At 41.6% G+C, this 17,385-nt stretch carries 20 protein-coding genes and 1 pseudogene; 18 read left to right on the top strand and 3 right to left on the bottom strand.

The window, feature by feature from the left end:
- Window positions 1-44: 44 nt before the first annotated feature.
- The 8 genes from H6G28_RS32790 (at window position 45) to H6G28_RS32825 (ending at window position 5,055) form a co-directional block, all read left to right on the top strand.
- Entirely contained in the window at window positions 45-311 is a 267-nt protein-coding gene (locus H6G28_RS32790; protein WP_190677216.1) for a hypothetical protein, read from the top strand.
- The gene (locus H6G28_RS32795; RefSeq protein WP_190594262.1) at window positions 304-579 is read left to right on the top strand and encodes a hypothetical protein; all 276 of its coding nucleotides are present in this window, start codon (window positions 304-306) and stop codon (window positions 577-579) included. The genes H6G28_RS32790 and H6G28_RS32795 overlap by 8 nt, the downstream gene beginning before the upstream one ends.
- Before the next feature lie 322 nt (window positions 580-901).
- Window positions 902-1,411, top strand: a complete 510-nt coding sequence (locus H6G28_RS32800; protein WP_190594263.1) for a hypothetical protein — start codon at window positions 902-904, stop codon at window positions 1,409-1,411.
- A gap of 12 nt (window positions 1,412-1,423) precedes the next feature.
- Window positions 1,424-2,062 carry a hypothetical protein gene (locus H6G28_RS32805; RefSeq protein WP_190594264.1) on the top strand — a complete coding sequence of 213 codons (639 nt, stop codon included), beginning with the start codon at window positions 1,424-1,426 and terminating at the stop codon, window positions 2,060-2,062.
- Window positions 2,063-2,108: 46 nt separating this feature from the next.
- Entirely contained in the window at window positions 2,109-2,384 is a 276-nt protein-coding gene (locus H6G28_RS32810) for a hypothetical protein (protein WP_190594265.1), read from the top strand.
- Window positions 2,323-2,964, top strand: coding sequence for a hypothetical protein (locus H6G28_RS32815; protein ID WP_190594266.1), 642 nt, complete (start codon window positions 2,323-2,325; stop codon window positions 2,962-2,964). The genes H6G28_RS32810 and H6G28_RS32815 overlap by 62 nt, the downstream gene beginning before the upstream one ends.
- 64 nt (window positions 2,965-3,028) lie before the next feature.
- Window positions 3,029-3,598, top strand: a complete 570-nt coding sequence (locus H6G28_RS32820) for a hypothetical protein (RefSeq protein WP_190594267.1) — start codon at window positions 3,029-3,031, stop codon at window positions 3,596-3,598.
- Window positions 3,595-5,055, top strand: coding sequence for a hypothetical protein (locus tag H6G28_RS32825; RefSeq protein WP_190594268.1), 1,461 nt, complete (start codon window positions 3,595-3,597; stop codon window positions 5,053-5,055). The genes H6G28_RS32820 and H6G28_RS32825 overlap by 4 nt, the downstream gene beginning before the upstream one ends.
- Before the next feature lie 167 nt (window positions 5,056-5,222).
- Here H6G28_RS32825 and H6G28_RS32830 read toward each other — a convergent pair whose 3' ends face one another.
- A complete protein-coding gene (locus tag H6G28_RS32830) occupies window positions 5,223-5,534 on the bottom strand; it encodes a hypothetical protein (RefSeq protein ID WP_190594269.1) in 312 nt (103 codons plus the stop codon).
- Between the two features lie 189 nt (window positions 5,535-5,723).
- Here H6G28_RS32830 and H6G28_RS32835 point away from each other — a divergent pair, with 189 nt between their 5' ends.
- The 3 genes from H6G28_RS32835 to H6G28_RS32845 all read left to right on the top strand — a co-directional run bounded on the left by H6G28_RS32835 (window position 5,724) and on the right by H6G28_RS32845 (window position 10,401).
- Window positions 5,724-7,934 (top strand): ATP-binding protein, encoded by a 2,211-nt coding sequence (locus H6G28_RS32835; protein ID WP_190594270.1) that lies wholly within the window; start codon window positions 5,724-5,726, stop codon window positions 7,932-7,934.
- A gap of 138 nt (window positions 7,935-8,072) precedes the next feature.
- Window positions 8,073-9,389, top strand: a complete 1,317-nt coding sequence (locus tag H6G28_RS32840; RefSeq protein WP_190594271.1) for a glycosyltransferase — start codon at window positions 8,073-8,075, stop codon at window positions 9,387-9,389.
- 16 nt (window positions 9,390-9,405) lie between these two features.
- Complete coding sequence (locus H6G28_RS32845) at window positions 9,406-10,401, top strand: carbohydrate kinase family protein (protein WP_190594272.1); 996 nt, start codon at window positions 9,406-9,408, stop codon at window positions 10,399-10,401.
- Window positions 10,402-10,588: 187 nt separating this feature from the next.
- Here the strand turns inward: H6G28_RS32845 and H6G28_RS32850 are convergent, their stop codons facing one another.
- A complete protein-coding gene (locus H6G28_RS32850; protein ID WP_190677217.1) occupies window positions 10,589-11,413 on the bottom strand; it encodes a DUF4351 domain-containing protein in 825 nt (274 codons plus the stop codon).
- A 367-nt stretch (window positions 11,414-11,780) separates the two neighbouring features.
- On the opposite strand from H6G28_RS32850, the gene H6G28_RS32855 reads away from it, so the two are divergent.
- From H6G28_RS32855 to H6G28_RS32865, 3 genes and pseudogenes are all read left to right on the top strand, one after another.
- Window positions 11,781-12,350: a tyrosine-type recombinase/integrase gene (locus tag H6G28_RS32855; protein ID WP_190677218.1), complete on the top strand. Its 570-nt coding sequence runs from the start codon at window positions 11,781-11,783 to the stop codon at window positions 12,348-12,350.
- 319 nt (window positions 12,351-12,669) lie between these two features.
- Window positions 12,670-12,993 (top strand): hypothetical protein, encoded by a 324-nt coding sequence (locus tag H6G28_RS32860; protein ID WP_190677220.1) that lies wholly within the window; start codon window positions 12,670-12,672, stop codon window positions 12,991-12,993.
- A gap of 75 nt (window positions 12,994-13,068) precedes the next feature.
- A pseudogene (locus H6G28_RS32865) lies at window positions 13,069-13,242 on the top strand (tyrosine-type recombinase/integrase); the annotation flags it as partial.
- Between the two features lie 119 nt (window positions 13,243-13,361).
- Here the strand turns inward: H6G28_RS32865 and H6G28_RS32870 are convergent.
- The gene (locus tag H6G28_RS32870; protein ID WP_190677223.1) at window positions 13,362-13,607 is read right to left on the bottom strand and encodes a hypothetical protein; all 246 of its coding nucleotides are present in this window, start codon (window positions 13,605-13,607) and stop codon (window positions 13,362-13,364) included.
- A gap of 167 nt (window positions 13,608-13,774) precedes the next feature.
- Between H6G28_RS32870 and H6G28_RS32875 the strand changes: the two genes are divergently transcribed.
- From H6G28_RS32875 to H6G28_RS32890, 4 genes are all read left to right on the top strand, one after another.
- Window positions 13,775-15,853: a pentapeptide repeat-containing protein gene (locus H6G28_RS32875; RefSeq protein WP_190677225.1), complete on the top strand. Its 2,079-nt coding sequence runs from the start codon at window positions 13,775-13,777 to the stop codon at window positions 15,851-15,853.
- Between the two features lie 143 nt (window positions 15,854-15,996).
- Entirely contained in the window at window positions 15,997-16,605 is a 609-nt protein-coding gene (locus H6G28_RS32880; RefSeq protein WP_190677227.1) for a nucleotide-binding protein, read from the top strand.
- On the top strand, window positions 16,602-16,865 hold the full coding sequence (locus H6G28_RS32885) for a hypothetical protein (RefSeq protein WP_190677229.1): 264 nt from the start codon (window positions 16,602-16,604) through the stop codon (window positions 16,863-16,865). The genes H6G28_RS32880 and H6G28_RS32885 overlap by 4 nt, the downstream gene beginning before the upstream one ends.
- Window positions 16,866-16,889: 24 nt before the next feature.
- Complete coding sequence (locus H6G28_RS32890; protein ID WP_242054717.1) at window positions 16,890-17,363, top strand: tyrosine-type recombinase/integrase; 474 nt, start codon at window positions 16,890-16,892, stop codon at window positions 17,361-17,363.
- Window positions 17,364-17,385: the final 22 nt, after the last annotated feature.

The raw sequence follows: 17,385 nt of genomic DNA on the forward strand, positions 1-17,385 counted from the left end.
TGCAGTTTCATTTGCAAATAATGTCGTTTTGAGCAGAACCTTATTTGCAAATAATGTGGTTTCAAAATCGCCTTGTTTGCAGTTTTAGCCCTGGATGTTTGCAGTTCGCTACAACTACGAGTTTTATGGTTGTTGGTACTATCTTTTGTCGCGGCGTTGACCGCATTGAACAAAGCAGAGGCGACAAATATCAACCCATATGGATTTATAACGCCAAGCTTTTTGAAGGAAGCGCCATTGCATCTATCGCGGTCTTCTTGGGTGCAAGTTTAACGGGTGCGTGTGTGGCTGGGAGTAATAAAGATGAATAACTTAATTCCTGTGTACGACCCTTCTAGCCTTTCAGAGCGAAAAGTGTATCAAATAAAAGGTGCGCTGTATCGCTTTACAGGTAAATGCCCTTGGGCAAGAATTGACCATCCGCAATGGTGTTTTACGCCGCTTGCTGGGCAAAGGCGAAAAGCTGACATCAAGCTAAATCAGAACAAGGTTAGACATGGGATTTATGAAGTCCCCGGTATGGTGTCCAGTCGAAAATCTGAAGTAATGGGACAGGGCATACAGCAAACCTTGTTTTGATGTGTTCAATGTGACTGGCTTTAATGCTCCGTTGACCAACGTGAGCGCAAAAATTAGGCGATTCGGGGGCGTAAACGTGGGGGTAAATCAGAAAGTGTCAGTAAGTCGCAAACCCTGACTAGTCCTGTTATCGCGTGGTTATAGGCGACAAATCCTGGCTTTAGAAGTCCGTCCAAAGTCCAAAATCCAAAGTTATTGATAGTCGTCAGACTCAGGACTATATCAAATACCTCGAATCAGACTCAGGGCTATATCAAATACCTTGGCATAACCGGATAGCTAGTTAATTTTTGACTTGCTTAAGTAATAACTCGGAGGTAATGTGACCACAAAAATTTATTCAGTTAAGTATCGCCAGTTGAAACAGATTTATGAGCGCAACATAGGAAAACAAATTTCAGACATCACTTGGTATCGAGTAGTAGCTTTTCTCAAACAGCGTTTTAGCTTAAAAGTGGAGTCAGCGAATGCTCAAGAAATAGTTGAGACGTTTGCCGGACTAAGACGGCGCTACGGTGCGCTAACCCCAGCCAGTAAAGGATTTAACGAGCGTTGGCAAGTTTTCAAGCATTTTTATGAGTTAGACGCTAGTTATAACGGCGAGAGCTTTTTAGTTGTGCTGGCAGACTATTTAAAAATCAATCTTGACGACGTACCACGCAGCACCCGTTACTACTGGTTTAGTCAAGCCGGACTATCTTTTAACGCCCTTAATACTTACCACAGCAAAGATTTAGCCCTTGTTGCGTTCGTCGCGGCGAAGTGGGCAATTAACAGACGACAACAGCCCATGAAATCTGCTGACCCAAAAGCTTTAGCACTAGCCAAATAAGGAGTAATCATCATGTCTGACAAATTTACTAATAACGTCCGCGCTCGTTTGTACAAACAGGGTTATCAAGGATTCACCAAGGACGATTACACCCAAGCTGCCCTGGCTGTCGAGTGTGATGACCTGAACAATCCCACCAAAGACCAATTGAGCCAAGCCGTTGACTATCTCAAAAACAAAGCGACAAGCCAATTATCCGTAGCTGATGAACCCGTTGAAGAAAAATTCCTAACCCAAGTAGAGTTTGAACAGTCCGAGACTGAACTTGAAACAGGGACGCTCACGGTGGCCCCTCAAGATGTAGGCGAGATGATCACGCATAAAGCCTCACAAATGGGTGTAATCCTTTCAGAGCAACAAATTAATGACATAGCCGATAGCGTTGACACCTCAGCCAGCACCTTTGACGAAATTCTCGAACAAGTAGAAACAGCACTACTCGCTTATGCTGACTTTTCAGCAAATCAGGTTGACGCAAAGATTGACCAGACGTTGACTAGGGTTAAAGAGCGAGTAGTTAATCGTCATGAGCAAAGCAGAGACAAGCTATCTCGTGGGCTAACGGGCATTAGTGTGGCTTTGGAGAATAGCCGTAACCAAACTAAAAGCCAACTTAAAGGGATACTCGCCAGACTCAACGCGGCTCGATAGCGATGAATTAACATTACTTGAGTGTTTGTTCATTCGCTGGCTAAGAATGAATTACTTCTCCAGAATTGCTGTTAGTTTAGGTGCGATTGCTGCTTTCATTTTGCCCTTACATTACTGGGTATACCTGCCAATCAGAGAACATCACAACTATCAGCAATATCTCAAAAGAAGGCAAGCTATTGAGCAATATGTCAGGCGAATGGAGTATCACTGCCACATAATATTTACACCCGAAAAAGAGTATCGCTGTGAAAAATTCAATGAAGCTCAAGAATCAGGTAACTTCCAAGTCTCGCCACTTGGAAAGCCAGTTAAAAAATAAGTTCAATGTATCTACTAACTTGGTAGTCAGAGCGTTAACAGGTGATAAATCAGCATTGAAGCTGATAGGACAAATGGGTAATGACGGGGCAAAGATTAGTGAATTTGCCCCACAAGTAAGAGAGCAAATGTTAGCTGCTATCAAAGGCACTGAGGACTTAAATCTAGTCCTGAGCGATATCTATAAACAAGCTGGTGTTAGCGGTGAGAAGATTGAAAGAGCAGTGCAGTCAGCCGTTTTAGCTGACACTCATCTAGCAAATATCCTAGAAGAGATGAAGCTAGATTTCAATTCATCCCAAGACCAAGAAACCCTACGCCATCAACAAGCAACAAATCACATCAAGCTAAAAGCCTGGGTGGATAAGCACATGATGCAAGTTGATGGTGAATATAAGATGTTGCAGACAGAATTACAGACAGATATTAGACAACAAACAATTGACCTGCAACATGATAAGGAACTGGGCAAGTATTACTTAGAAATGGGTGATAACGCTCGTGATAATTTCAAGCCGAAAAAGCAATATGCAGCCCGTTCAATTGTCCAAAAAATCAAAGATGCCCTATTAGGTTTTTGACAGTTTAAGCCCGACAGCAAGCGCATAAAGTTACTGTCGGGCGAGTAAATATCTTGGTGCTAACATGACATACGATATTGAGTCCGACCAAGAAGAACTATTAAACGAAATCGCTCCAGATACGCCCTTACCCAAAGACTTGATAGAACATCTGGAATCGCGCAAGCAACACCGTAAGGATGTTATCAACACAACTGATAAATTGACCCGATTCTTTGTTACTTGGTCGTTAAATTCTACAGGATTATTTATAGCTAAATATCTCTTAATAACTGGCGGTGGCGTTAACTTGTGGCTGGCAATTACGCTCTCGTTTTCTATTTGCAGTGTTGGCTCTCTGGCTGGGTTAACGGGCTTGAGAGTTAATTACAACAGTGATGGACTAGAGGTAGATAATATGCAAAATATTTTTAAAACTGCTGGGGGTTTGTTGTTTGCAGGTGTCACCACTTGGTTAGCAGTTAAAGACTATCAATATTTTGAGAATTTGACTAAGGAAACAGTGAACCAGATTAGCCAAGACATCCAAATCATTGAAAAACAGAATCCACAATCAGACCCTTGGTTAAGTATTGCCGTCGCGTTGGCTTTATTCATTGGTTCCATTGCAATTATTTTTAGGGGACGAGAATGAAACAAGGTGTTTTCGAGTTAACGCTGGCTGGTGTGTGTGGTGTCGCCGCAATCATCGGGCTGGCAACATCGCAAACACGTCAGCCCTACGATTTGACACAGATTCAGTTCTGCCCCAGGTCAATTAATGGTGTAGAAAGTCAAGTAGCACTGGATAAGCGGTTTTGTAATCTGCCGCGTTTTGTCCTGACTGAAGAATGGCGACGCTACGGGCTGTATGGCAGCATCATTCCTTACAAGGGAGATGCCATTCAATGGGTGCGTGATTTACCCACAGACAACCCTAATCAGTTGCTAGGATATGGGGTTGCAGTTATGGGGCTGTGGGGTATTGTGGGTTGTTTAGTCGTGCGTTCGCAACGGCTCAAGCGCACTGATTATGAATTGGGGGAGCTTGAAAAGACTGGTGATTATGCAATTTGGCAGCACAATAAGCATAAACGTGAAGTTAAGCAGCATTCGACAGGGCTTTACACTGAACGCCTGAAAGATGGGCTGTCAGGACTGGATACAGAAGAACGCGTTGCGTTAGGACTGACTGACTCAGAAAACGAACGGGCTAAGGCACGTATTCAGCTTGAGGATTTTCTTCTAGCCCGTGCTGTGAATCATTCAGTCATGGATAAAACCATTGCTGAAAACCTTCGAGACAAGGCGAAGGCTGACCAGGAACGTGGGAAGATTGAGGGGAAGACCAAGGCAGCGATCGCAGAAAGTAACAGCAATCAATCTGTTGACCAGCAACGTGCCAACGAACTCATAGAAGCACTCAAAGCTCATGAAGATGGATGGTTGTGGAAGATTATCGACAACCTAACGCCACTGTGGTTAATCGGTCGCCAGGGGTCAGGTAAAACTTACACAAGCGCGGCTATAGCTCTTGTGAGAAAGCATTGTTTAGGGATTCCTGTTTACTACTTAATTGACCGTCACGCCACTGGGGACAACTCCAAAGCGTGGCGATATCTTGATACTCAAAATATTGCCGAGTCAGAGGTAGAGATAGGTACTGCGCTTGATGGTCTGTGTGAGCATTGGTTGTTAAGAATTAAAGGGAAGAATGACTTAGAGCAATCTGCGACTATAACCCCTGAACAAGTGCTGATTGATGAGTACACCAACTTGAAATCATTGATTGGTGAACCAGCAGAAAACTTTTATAAACTGCATTTGACAGACACTAGAAAAGCCAAAGTTTATGTTACTGGTATTACTCACAATGACACGAATTCCAGCTATCCAGAAGGCACACAAGCAATGAGGGAGGCGGGTACAATCCTCATTCAAAAGTTTTCGGCTAATGGTAAAACGCCACTGTCGAGAGTCAAGATTGTTCGTGGCTTGCTTGATGACAACGGTGAAGAATTGAAAGAGGCAGAGCGCACACTACCAAACTGGTTCAACCCAGAGGATATTTATAATCATTTCAACGGTAAGCCGATTTCTTTTGATGTTTAATTCTTTTTTAACACTATGACATAATAATTTAGAATCATTATGTCATAGTGCTTTCACCAAAACCCTAATTTTAGTCATCCTGACGTAGATATAGCCTTACAAATACTAAAATTAAACTAAATTCAATTATTTTAGTATTTACCAGTGAAATTTAGGCAAGCTTAAATCTAAACTCTTGTTCTACCTCCCTCTATAAGCTTTTCAGTTTTAACGACCAAAATTTTTTCGTTGCTAAAATTAAGCTTTTTTGGTGAAAATATGCGGTTGATAGGAGGCAGTTTTTGGAATTTGTGATCTACATTATTCTGATACAAATAAAATTGTGAAAACATAAATAGTAGTTCAATAACCATTTTTGATAGCGTTAATACAACTACTATGCGCTGTAAAAGTTCCCACGAAATAAAGGGACGACTTGTGACTTCATATTTCAACTGTTCTTCTGCTTTTTTAGTTCCATTAGATAGTCTCAATTTCATAATGTCTCGCTCAACTCTATAACTCTATTCTGAAATAGGAGATGCCTGAAGCCAGGTGTAGAGAATAAGCTAGAAATTAGAATTTATGCAGAACTTATGCAGAACTTATGCCTGACTTTGACTGACTTGTTATGAAAATCCCGGTTTATGATGCAAAATAATTGTTATTGCTCATAAGTATAGCGAGCCATGTCACAAGACTCACTTCGGATTGCCCGGACATCGGTTTCAACTGTTAAATCAGCTTTAAGACACAACAGCTATGGAAATCAACAGGCTTTGGCGGAAGCTGTCGGATGCAGTAGAGATACTGTGAGCAAATTTTTCCGTGGCGTTGCAATTAAGTATTCTAACTTCGTTGACATTTGTGAGAAGTTAGGGCTGGAGTGGCAAGACATCATTTCCAAGATTCGTCATAATCTCCCACAAAAAACCTACAGTAATTTTGTCGGACGTGAGACGGAGAAAGAGAGATTACTAAAGTTGCTTTCTCCTGACCATGCCGCTCCTATTATTACAGTTGATGGCATTGGGGGCGTTGGTAAAACCGCTTTAGCAATCGAAGTCGCCTACCAATGCCTGAAAGCCAGCCAGAATAACCTACCGGACATACCTGTATTTGATGCCATCATTTTTACTTCTGCAAAGTTGCGAAACCTTAATTCAGCAGGAGGAATCTTGACTATCTTACCTACATCTCAGCAACAGTTTAATTTAAGCAATATTTTCCGGGCAATTGCCGATACCTTAGAGGACAGAACTATTATTGCTGAAGCCGCTCCTGAAGAGTTACTTAACGCTGTACATAAAAGCCTTGCCAAGCAGCAAACGCTACTAATCGTAGATAACTTAGAAACAATAGACGATAAAGAAAGTGTCCTAAGTTTTTTAGATGGTTTACCTCGCACTGTTAAATCTATAATCACTACTCGTGAACAAAAGTCTATCTACGTTCATATCCGATTAACTTCACTTCCAGAGGCTAAGAGTTTAGAGTTAATTCAGCACGAACTAAAGACAAAAGATTACCCTGGGATTTGTCTTACAGAAGACGAACAAAAAAAATTATATCAAGGTACTGCTGGCATTCCCATAGCCATCGTTTATGCAATTGGTCGGTTAGCAGATAGCAGGTCTTTTGAAACAGTATTAAATGATGTACAATCTGCTAAGGGAAGAGTTGCTGATTTTCTTTTTACCCAAAATGCCACAAGCTTGCGAGGAAAACCCACTCATAAAATTTTGATGGCATTAGCAATTTTTCAAGATGCTCCTGTTTGTGATGCTATTGCAGCAGTTGCAGGGCTACAAACTGAAACTAGCTCGACAGTCCAGGAATACTTAGAGCATCTACAACAAATTTCTCTAGTAAGTATAAGGGATAGTCGTTACAATATACTTTCCTTGACACGTCAATACATCCTAGCAGAACTTGCTGCTTATCCAGATTTTGAAAGAGAAGCACGAGAACGCTGGGTAGACTGGTATTTAGATTTTGCTAAGAAGACTGGTGGTGTTGATTGGGGCCCAAAAGAAAGTGGATATGTCCAGCTAAAAGAAGAATGGGGGAATCTGATCAACGTAATCGAATGGTGTGCAACCCAAAATGATTACAAAAATGTCACAAACTTTTGGCAATATCTCCATGAACCTGCTTATGGTTATGGTTATTGGCGCGAGCGAATTCGGTGGATGAAATGGTTAATCGAAGAGGCTAAATTACGTGGTGACTGGGTAACTTTTGTGAAGATAACAACTAACGTGAGTTGGTCATACATAAGGTGGTATTCACCTGAAAATTTGAAAATAGCAAGCGATTTATTAATGAGAGCCTGGGAACTTAGACATCACGTAAATTTGATTGAGCAAGATTTCATAGCTCATAATATTGCACAACTACATATCGTCCAAGAAGAGTATAATGAGGCACGCATTTGGTTAGACAGGCAAGAGGAGATTATCAACGGTGCTGAAATGGAAGAACGTTATCAGATTCGACGTTTGACAACGGTTTTATATAGCAGAGCCGAAATTTTTTATTTTGAAAAAAATCATGTCCAAGCAAAAATGCTATTCCAACAAGTAAGTAGTCAAGCAGAAGAAATTGAGTGGCATCGTTATAGTAACTACGCACAAAATTGGTTGGCTGATATTGCAATAGTTCAGGGAGAAATTAGTGATGCTGAAGAACTATTGAAGACAGGTTTAGCTGTAGCTGAACAAAATAATCTCAAAAGGCGAATTTTCTGTTACCAAGTTTCTTATGCACGTTTAGAGAAAGCAAAAGGCAATTTAGAGGAAGCTCGTGAATGGGCAGAACAAGCACTTGATGGTTTTAATCAGCTTGGCATGATAAGAGAAGCAGAAGAGGTTCAATCTCTTCTTACTACCCTAGTATAAGATTACAGAATTATATTTTATATTTCCAAAGGTACATAGTCTGACTGAATTTATAAGTCATAATCAACGTTTGGGGAATATATAAAACATATTTAACTCCAAACTTATTAGGCGTGTTCTAGCAATTTTAGGTTTATAATGGATAACTGTATTAATCAAAAAAAACTTGTTAGCAAATCACTCCTTTATAAACAGAGAATTGCAATAATTTCTGATCATGGCGATCCTTCTACAGAAATTGGTGTGGAAGAGGCAGGTGGTCAAAGTGTTTATGTTCGCCAATTGGGTGAAATGCTGCCGACTTTCGGTTGGTGGGTAGATATATTTACCCGCAAGCTCAACAAAGAAGACCCAATGATCGTTCAAAATTCTCCTTACTGCCGAACTATCCGTTTGGTTGCTGGGCCAGAAAAGTTTGTTCCCAGAGATCAGATTTTTGATTATATGCCTGAATTTGTCTCAGCATTTGAAGCTTTTCGCAAGCAGGAAAACATATATTATCCAATAGTTCATACAAACTATTGGCTGTCTGCCTGCGTTGGTTTGGAATTAAAAAATATTACTAACATTCAGCTAGTTCATACCTATCTCTCTTTAGGTGTAGTGAAGTACGAAGCTGCTTTAAAGTACAAAATCCTGACTCAGCTACCCGAAATTGCAGCAACTCGATTGAGAATTGAACAGCAGGTTCTGGAACAAGCAGATTGTGTAGTTGTAAACAGTCTGCAAGAGAAAGAAGACCTGCGTAATTTAGTTTCTCAAAAGGGGTGTATTGAGCTTATTCCTTTGGGAACAAGTCTTGATCGATTTCATCCTATACTTCAGTCAGAAGCTCGAACTAAGTTAGGGTTAAACCTAACTGAACAAATTGTTCTATACGTAGGACGCTTTGATCCTCGCAAAGGTATAGAGACAATGGTTCGAGCTTGCGCTCAGTCTAAAACTCGATTGACGGGGAACCTAAGATTAGTAATTGTGGGAGGAAGTTGTCCGGATCGCATAGATGGGCCGGAACGTAAGCGAATTGAGCAAATTGTTCAAGAAGTAGGACTTTCTGAAAAAACCTTATTTGTTGGTCGAGTTGACCATGATATGTTACCCCTGTACTATGCCTGTGCGGATGTGTGTGTAATACCCAGTCACTATGAACCGTTTGGTCTAGTCGCTATAGAAGCGATGGCTTGTGGTACTCCAGTCATAGCTTCAGATGTTGGTGGCTTAAAGTACACAGTTGTAAATGAGGAAACTGGCTTGTTAGTACCTCCCAATAATATTGAATTATTTGCTGAAGCGATCAACCGGATTCTAGCAAATAAGATTTGGGCTGAACAGTTGAGTATCAATGCCTCGAACCGAGTACATAAATATTTTGGTTTAGCAACAACAGTTGGTAAGTTAAACAGGCTTTACAAGAATTTGCTATCTCAAAAAGCAGAACTCACACTGACAACCTAATGCAATCAAGTCATTTATGAAAAACCCTCGTGTTATCTGCATTGGTGAAATGTTATTTGACCGCTTTTCTGTACAAGTAGACGAATCATTGCAACAGGTTACATCTTGGCAAGATTCTCCAGGCGGTGCGCCTGCTAATACGGCTTGTGCTTTGGTTAAATTAGGCATTCCCACTGCTTTCATTGGTTGCATAGCTCAAGATGAGCTAGGGGAATTATTGATAAATTTACTCAAAGATTCTGGCGTAGACTGCACAGGTGTACAGCGTCATCATACAGCACCTACAAGAATTGTCTATCTGCTTCGGGACAAAATAGGTAACTCTAATTTCATTGGATTTGGTGGTCGTGACCCCGCAGAATTTGCTGATGCTTATCTCTGTGCTGAACTATTACCTATCTATTTATTTAAAGAAGTAGAGTGGCTGGTTTTGGGAACTTTGGAACTTGCTTATACTAGAAGTCGAGAGGCAATTTACAAAGCTATTAGTCTAGCAAAGTTTTATGACATAAAAATTTTTGTAGATATAAACTGGGAGCCAATGTTTTGGCGAAATCCAGACACTGCTTTGCACGAAATAAAGGAATTAATTAAATATGTGAATTTTCTCAAGTTAACTGTTGATGAAGCCAAATTTTTGTTTGGTACTACTGAGCCGAAAGCAATTGCTCAATCTCTCAGCAACCTTAAAGGTGTGTTAGTAACCGCCAGTGAAAGAGGTTGCACCTATTATCTAGGAGAATATGAAGGCAATTTGCCGTCCTTTTCTGTTGAAGCTATAGATACTAAAGGGGCGGGAGATGCTTTCAATGCAGGAATAATCTGTCAGATACTCAACTATGGCATTCATTGTTTGGCTGATCCAGAAATTATCAGAGAAATTGTTACCTATGCAAGTGCTGTAGGAGCAATCACTACAACGAAATTAGGAGCAATTACAGCTCAACCCACACTTATTGAAGTCGAAGCTTTCTTAAGTAACCATTGCTTAAAGGGGGATAGCATTAGTTAGTCAAGGCATGACAAATCTCAGTGCAACTAGCTATCCTTGCAACGTGAGTATCCAAATTTCATTTTCCATAGTTTAGGTAAAACCATCACATCAATACCCGCCCCTGCCCTACCCGACACAATTGCCGTTTACAAGTTTTCTTCGTTAAGTAGAGACGAATCAATTCCTGAGTAGGTGGTCAAAAATCTTAATTATTTTCTTGCTGTTCTAGTAAATTTACCAAATCAGATATAGTAGAAAAATCCACAAATTCCTCACCTAATACTTCCAATTGTTCAGTAGATAATACTCGAATCCGTTCAATTATTGACGAGTCTATCTCACCAAAACGCCGAGTTAATTGACGCATTAAAAACTGAAAGGCTTCTTGTTGCTTTCCCTTCTGTAAAATATCCTGATAAATTACCGATTCTTGCATCGCATCCTCGCTTAAAAATTGACGTATCAATCCCTTTTCAAACTTTAAACCAGCTAAAATCTCGGCGTAAGCTGCAATATCCTGTTTAGTATTCCTATCGGAAATTCTAGCAACACTCTGGGCAACCTGGGATAGCAACCTTTGGGGTGAGGTTGTTCTGGTTAATGGTGCTAAAGGTAATAATGCAGGATTATCAAGAAATAGTGCTGATTCTTGTTCCCACATCCGCAGGACTCGATAGCGGTGAGTTGTTGTCTCCGAAACATATTCTTCAGTAAAAGCAATTTCGTTATTTGTCTCCTGCAAAAAAATTACCACCTGTGTCACAGGGACGTTATATTGCCGGATTAACCTCACAGAGTAATCCAGCATCCTGAATGGAAGCGGCGGATTTGAAATGGTGCGGGTTTGAAATTCGATGTGTAAAATGCGATTGGCTGTTTGCAGAAAAGTCACGGAATCTGCACGGATTGGCTCTAAACTCAATTCGGTCTTCAGTACCTTAACCTGTGTGGGTGCTTCAGGCAGTAACCAACTAGCAAATTCTCTTGGGTATTTTTCAGCTAAAACCTTACAAACATTGTCAAAACTCACAATTTACTCCCCATTTCACCTTTATTTACAGTTGCACCAGTGTCTACACTATGTCTAGACGCTGCGGCAGAGAAAAATGATATCGGTTTTGATAGCAACGATGGATCAACCAGGGGTATAGAAGGAGTATAGACAACTCATGCCCAACATCAGCGAATCCTATTGGTGTGGATCATACCTCTAAGTGGTCATCGCGTTGCAATCATAAGCAGGTTTAATCAGCCAACGGAATAATGAGGGTTGTAGCGGTCGTGCTGTCAGGCTGAATGATAAGTCTTGGTTAAGGGTGTGTCATCGCTGACGAAACAATAGGCTTTTGCGGCAGTTACATTGTCTTACTGCTAGAAGATAATGTAGGCTAGACCCTATGAAGATAAACCGCTTCGGCAGGGCAGAAATCCTTAGCCCCGACCAAATCAATCTCCTATTTACTGAGGGGTTTGTCAACCCACGCGATCGCGCCCTGTTTGGCGTGTGCCTTTACGCTGCTTGTCGAATCAACGAAGCTTGCACTTTGGCAGTAAATGACGTGTTTGGCAGTAATGGTGTGAGAGGGGTGTTAGTGTTACGCAGCGTTAACACCAAAGGCAAGCGGGACACCAGGGAAATTCGAGTGCATCCCAGGCTTAAGCAATATTTAGAAGAGTACAATCCTAACCGTCGCAAAGAGTTCTTGTTTCCGGGTCGGCACGGGTTGGGACATATCCACAAGGTGAGTGCTGACAAAATCCTCAGAGATACCTGTGTGCGGTTGGGGATTGAGGGGGTGAGTACCCACAGCTTCCGCAGGACGGCGTTAACCAGGATGAGTGATGCGGGGATACCGTTGCGTCATATTCAGGAGATATCGGGGCATCGGACTTTGGCAGCTTTGGAGCGATATCTGGGGGTAACTGAGAAGCAGAAGCAGAACGCTATCTCTGCTTTGGATTTTTGAACAAGTGACTTGAGACGTGAGCGTGGATCGACAGAGGGGCGATTGGGGTGTGGTGAGTGGTAAGTGGTGCGATCGTCAACCAAGCTCACTTCTGGCGATTTCTATTCTGTTTTGCGTTGAATGCTTCTGATCCTGTCCCCCATGATGGATACTTACCCATGACTGCTAAATGGGGTATAGCCGGTAAGTGTGCGAATGAGCAATTGTTCAGCACGCCATCTGTCTATTTCTATGTTACATTACTCATAATTTTTTAATACTTTTGGCTGTTACTTAGCAATCACTCTATCTCGTTTTTTTTACTTTATAAATACACACTATGTTTTTGACAATTGGTAATTTAACTATCAATATTAATCACATCTATCTAATTGATTGGACAAATAAAAATGTGATTAGAGATAGGAATAACCGTACAAAAAATAACCCAATTATTAAGATTATTACTTGGTTAAATGAAAATCCAAATAGTGAAAATGAATTTGATTATGTTTCTATATATTTCAATTTCAGCATACGCGATGCAAACGTCAGAGAGTACCAGGAACCAGCTTGTAGAATTTTCTATTGGGAAGATCATGAAGAAGATTTAAAAGCTTTAGCAAAAGCTGTAAATTTCGATTTAACAAAGATAGGAAAATAATCGCCCCATTGTGGTTAGGTAGCACAATAATTTACACTTCATTACTCATCATCGGTTCCATGCCATATCAAATCAGGAACCATCACCCATTCGTTTAGGCGAACTGCCCTCACGCAGATGTCCAGCGCGGGGATACCTTTGAGAACTATTCAGGAAATCTCTGGCCACAGTGACCTGGGGACGTTGCAGCGTTATCTGGAGGTCACGCCAGAGCAAAAGCGAAAGGCTGTTTCTGTGATTGGGTTTTAAGGATTTCTGAGGTTGGTATTGGAGACAAATAGAACAATCTACCTTTGAAATTAGGAACTGTAGTCTGTTCCTCAATCTCTGCTGATGCCTTCCTCAGAATCCTAGTTTTAATGAAGTGTTTACTTGTGTTGAGGGAGTTCAACTTTACCTTTCTGAAATTGATATTCAATACCCCATGCTTTGATAGAGAAAAATACCGAATTTTGGGATAAAGCAGCTACCGCAGTCGGTGGGATTACCAAGCAGGCAATGAGTAATAACCCAATAATCCAAGCAGACTGAGAGTTTTTCTGAGGAGAAAGGTCAAGAGTTTCTGGTATCATATTAAAGGGATTAGTCAGTTTATCCAGTATGTTTTTCAGCATTGATTTGCCTTAAATGAACTGTAATTCAATTACCATCAATCTTTTCAATTACTATTGAACCTTGGATTTCTTTTGCTTTGGTAAATTTTATGTACAACTTATATATAAAACTTGTCTGCGTTGGATAATGTAAAACTTATGTAAAAGTTATTGTGAGTCAGTGAGTAATGGGGAAGCGTTCTTTTCGGGCATCAGAAGCAGGACTAAGAGAACTGACAGAAACGTTTGATAAATACGGTAAAACTCAGGATTACCTAGCTGGGGTAGTGGGGTGTGTTCGACCGACTGTAAACAAATTTTTGACAGGAAAACCTATTAGTAAGGAACTGTTTATACTTCTGTGCGATGAGTTAAAATTGAATTGGAAAGATATTGCTGAACTAAATTCCGCTCAAGATGAAAATTCTAGGACTGTTCCTATTATGGATATACCACCAAGTAATATTCCTAAAAATGAGAGAAGTGGATCATTAATTCTAGAAGAAAATAACGTTAAAACTCGTATTATATTTGATACTACTAATGGTCAAGTTGTTATTATCATTCCAGGCAATATAAATAGTTTTTTAAATAATCCTGAACAACAAAATAATTGGCTAGAAGCAGTGAAAAGAAGTTCAGGTGATAAGAATCCAACAATATCTAAAATAGAAAAGGGCAGTATAAAAATTACTTTCAATGTTTCTCCAGATGGCATTAAAAAGCTAGAAAAAGACCCGGATAAAATTATTTTATTGGCAAGAATCATTAGCAGAGCTAAAGGTGAAGAATTAGACCTAAGTGATACAGATTTAAGTGGCGTTGATTTAAGCGGCGTTAATCTGAGTGGTATTAACTTCAGTTGTGCTGACCTGAGCAATGCCAATTTAGAAAATGCCAATTTAGAAAATGCTGATTTAGATTGTGCAGACTTGAGTGGTACAAATTTGAGAGGTGCTAATCTCAATAAGATTGACTTCAATGATGCAATAGTTGAAAAAGCTAAATTTAGCAACAATTCAGATATATCTTTAGAAATAAAGCAAAACTTAATCAACCAAGGCGCAATATTTGAAGATTATCTTACTGATAAAGATGTAAGTCAGTCCCATACAAGTTCAAAAAATCCAATCAATTTCAAGTTAGTTTTTGCAAACCTGATTCGTGGCAATCCGGGCGGTGCCTTTCGGATTCTTAAAAACTTGATTCGTGCCGACCTGAGCGGTGCCAATTTGACTGATGCCAACCTGAGCGGTGCCAATTTGACTGATGCCAACCTGAGCGGTGCCAATTTGACTGATGCCAACCTGAGCCGTGCCAATTTGACTGATGCCGACCTGAGCGGTGCCAATTTGACTGATGCCAACCTGAGCGGTGCCAATTTGACTGATGCCAATTTGACTGATGCCGACCTGAGCCGTGCCAACCTGAGCGGTGCCAATTTGACTGATGCCGACCTGAGCCGTGCCAATTTGACTGATGCCGACCTGAGCCGTGCCGCCGACCTGAGCCGTGCCAACCTGAGCGGTGCCAATTTGACTGATGCCGACCTGAGCGGTGCCGACCTGAGCGGTGCCAATTTGACTGATGCCGACCTGAGCCGTGCCGACCTGAGCCGTGCCAATTTAACTGATGCCAACCTGAACCGTGCCAATTTGACTGATGCCGACCTGAGCCGTGCCAATTTGACTAATGCCAACCTGAACCGTGCCAATTTGACTAATGCCGACCTGAGCCGTGCCAACCTGAGCCGTGCCAATTTAACTGATGCCAACCTGAACCGTGCCAATTTGACTGATGCTAACCTGAGCGGTGCCAATTTGACTGATGCCTACCTGGGCGGTGCCGACCTGAGCGGTACTGTAATTGACAAGGCAACAATAATTACTAACAAATGGCGTTTGGTCTGGGAAATTGTCAATCAGGCATTTGAGGGTCAAGACCTGAGCCGTGTCAATTTGACTGATGCCAACCTGAGCGGTGCCATTTTGACTGATGCCAACCTGAGCGGTGCCATTTTGACTTATGCCAACCTGCGCGGTGCCATTTTGACTTATGCCAACCTGCGCGGTGCCATTTTGACTTATGCCAACCTGCGCGGTGCCAATTTGATTGATGCTCTTTTAAGTGGTGCGAATGTAGAAAAAACCCAATTTGGAAATAATCGAGGAATTTCAGAAGAGACAAAATACGACCTAATTAAACGAGGCGCAATCTTTGTTGAAGATCCTCCCACAGAAGAGTCAAGAGTTCCCGTTCTTAGATAATGCGGGTATCGCAACTTTGGGTAGCCACCAAGATACTGTTACCCTTAGCAAAATACGTGACTGTTGTTACATTTGTCAGTATCATTTAGACCAAACCAGAAAACCAGAAAATTAAATACTCAGATTTATGATTTACCAGATTTATGGAAACTCAAAAGAAAATTATTACTATCACTGGCTATAAGGGTGGGGTGGGGAAAAGCACTACAGCAGTGCATCTTGCAACCTTCTTTAGTGAGCTAGGTAAAACAGTCCTTGTAGACGGCGACCAGAACCGTACAGCTTTAGCTTGGTCAAAACGTGGGTCATTCCCCTTTCCTGCGGTGGACGAACGCCAAGCCCTCAAAGTAATTGCTGATGCTCAATTTGTGGTTATCGACACCCCAGCTAGACCTGACTCCGATGATCTAAAGGAATTAGCCAAAGGTTGTGACCTTCTAATCCTGCCTACAAAGCCGGACATTGTGAGCCTTGAGCCAATGCTCTTGATGGTAAAAGATTTGGGTGAGACAAACTATCGCTGCTTGCTGACTATTGTTCCTCCCTATCCCAGCAGAGAAGGTGAAACACTGCGTCAGGATTTGTTAAATGGAGGCATCCCCGTATTTCAGGCAATGATCCGGCGTACTGTCGGCTTTGAGAAAGCAGCAATGGCTGGTGTCCCCATTCGTGATGTAGAGGACTCACGTTTAAAAACAGCTTGGGCTGATTACCTCGCACTCGGTAAAGAAGTTATGGAGATTTTGAAATGAGCAAGTACGGTGATTTGATTAAAAAAGCCAGAGAGACTGAACCAGAAAACCAGAAAACCAGTCAACCAGATAACCAGAGATCTGATTTAACAGAAATTGAGCAGATGGTAAATCTGTGTGTCAAAGTCCCTATATCCCAGCGCCGCTACTGGATGTCTAAAGCTAAAGAGCAAGGGATTACTGTAACCTCAGTTATTGTTGAGGCACTCATCCAAAAATTTGGAGAACCAGAAAACCAAGAAACCAGAAAACCAAGATAATGAATTTTCAGGGGGCGGCTCTCCATGTTTGGCGTGTGCCTTTATGCAGCTTGTCGAATTAACGAGGCTTGCACGTTGGCAGTAAATGATGTGTTTGGCAGCAATGGTGTCAGAGGCGTGTTAGTGATACGTAGCGTCAACACCAAGGGCAAGCGGGATACTAGGGAAATTCGAGTGCATCCTAAGCTTAAGCAGTATTTAGAAGAGTACAACCCCAACCGCCGCAAGGAGTTTTTGTTTCCGGGGCGGCATGGGTTGGGGCATATCCACAAGGTGAGTGCTGACAAAATCCTCAGAGATACCTGTGTGCGGTTGGGGATTGAAGGGGTGAGTACCCACAGCTTCCGCAGGACGGCGTTAACCAGGATGAGTGATGCGGGGATACCGTTGCGCCACATTCAGGAGATATCGGGGCATCGGACTTTGGCGGCTTTGGAGCGTTATCTGGGTGTGACTGAGAAGCAGAAGCAGAACGCTATCTCAGCTTTGGATTTTTGAACTAAGCCTCCTTAGTGTAACT

The sequence above is a fragment of the Nostoc sp. FACHB-190 genome, assembly GCF_014696905.1.
Taxonomy (GTDB): Bacteria; Cyanobacteriota; Cyanobacteriia; order Cyanobacteriales; family Nostocaceae; genus Nostoc_B.

What these genes read in the sequence shown, in the direction of transcription:
- H6G28_RS32795 (WP_190594262.1), top strand. Translation starts at nt 304, where the DNA reads ATGAATAACTTAATTCCTGTGTACGACCCTTCTAGCCTTTCAGAGCGA.
- H6G28_RS32805 (WP_190594264.1), top strand. Translation starts at nt 1,424, where the DNA reads ATGTCTGACAAATTTACTAATAACGTCCGCGCTCGTTTGTACAAACAG.
- H6G28_RS32810 (WP_190594265.1), top strand. Translation starts at nt 2,109, where the DNA reads ATGAATTACTTCTCCAGAATTGCTGTTAGTTTAGGTGCGATTGCTGCT.
- H6G28_RS32815 (WP_190594266.1), top strand. Translation starts at nt 2,323, where the DNA reads ATGAAGCTCAAGAATCAGGTAACTTCCAAGTCTCGCCACTTGGAAAGC.
- H6G28_RS32820 (WP_190594267.1), top strand. Translation starts at nt 3,029, where the DNA reads ATGACATACGATATTGAGTCCGACCAAGAAGAACTATTAAACGAAATC.
- H6G28_RS32825 (WP_190594268.1), top strand. Translation starts at nt 3,595, where the DNA reads ATGAAACAAGGTGTTTTCGAGTTAACGCTGGCTGGTGTGTGTGGTGTC.
- H6G28_RS32830 (WP_190594269.1), bottom strand. Translation starts at nt 5,534, where the DNA reads ATGAAATTGAGACTATCTAATGGAACTAAAAAAGCAGAAGAACAGTTG.
- H6G28_RS32835 (WP_190594270.1), top strand. Translation starts at nt 5,724, where the DNA reads ATGTCACAAGACTCACTTCGGATTGCCCGGACATCGGTTTCAACTGTT.
- H6G28_RS32840 (WP_190594271.1), top strand. Translation starts at nt 8,073, where the DNA reads ATGGATAACTGTATTAATCAAAAAAAACTTGTTAGCAAATCACTCCTT.
- H6G28_RS32845 (WP_190594272.1), top strand. Translation starts at nt 9,406, where the DNA reads ATGAAAAACCCTCGTGTTATCTGCATTGGTGAAATGTTATTTGACCGC.
- H6G28_RS32855 (WP_190677218.1), top strand. Translation starts at nt 11,781, where the DNA reads ATGAAGATAAACCGCTTCGGCAGGGCAGAAATCCTTAGCCCCGACCAA.
- H6G28_RS32860 (WP_190677220.1), top strand. Translation starts at nt 12,670, where the DNA reads ATGTTTTTGACAATTGGTAATTTAACTATCAATATTAATCACATCTAT.
- H6G28_RS32870 (WP_190677223.1), bottom strand. Translation starts at nt 13,607, where the DNA reads ATGCTGAAAAACATACTGGATAAACTGACTAATCCCTTTAATATGATA.
- H6G28_RS32875 (WP_190677225.1), top strand. Translation starts at nt 13,775, where the DNA reads ATGGGGAAGCGTTCTTTTCGGGCATCAGAAGCAGGACTAAGAGAACTG.
- H6G28_RS32880 (WP_190677227.1), top strand. Translation starts at nt 15,997, where the DNA reads ATGGAAACTCAAAAGAAAATTATTACTATCACTGGCTATAAGGGTGGG.
- H6G28_RS32885 (WP_190677229.1), top strand. Translation starts at nt 16,602, where the DNA reads ATGAGCAAGTACGGTGATTTGATTAAAAAAGCCAGAGAGACTGAACCA.
- H6G28_RS32890 (WP_242054717.1), top strand. Translation starts at nt 16,890, where the DNA reads ATGTTTGGCGTGTGCCTTTATGCAGCTTGTCGAATTAACGAGGCTTGC.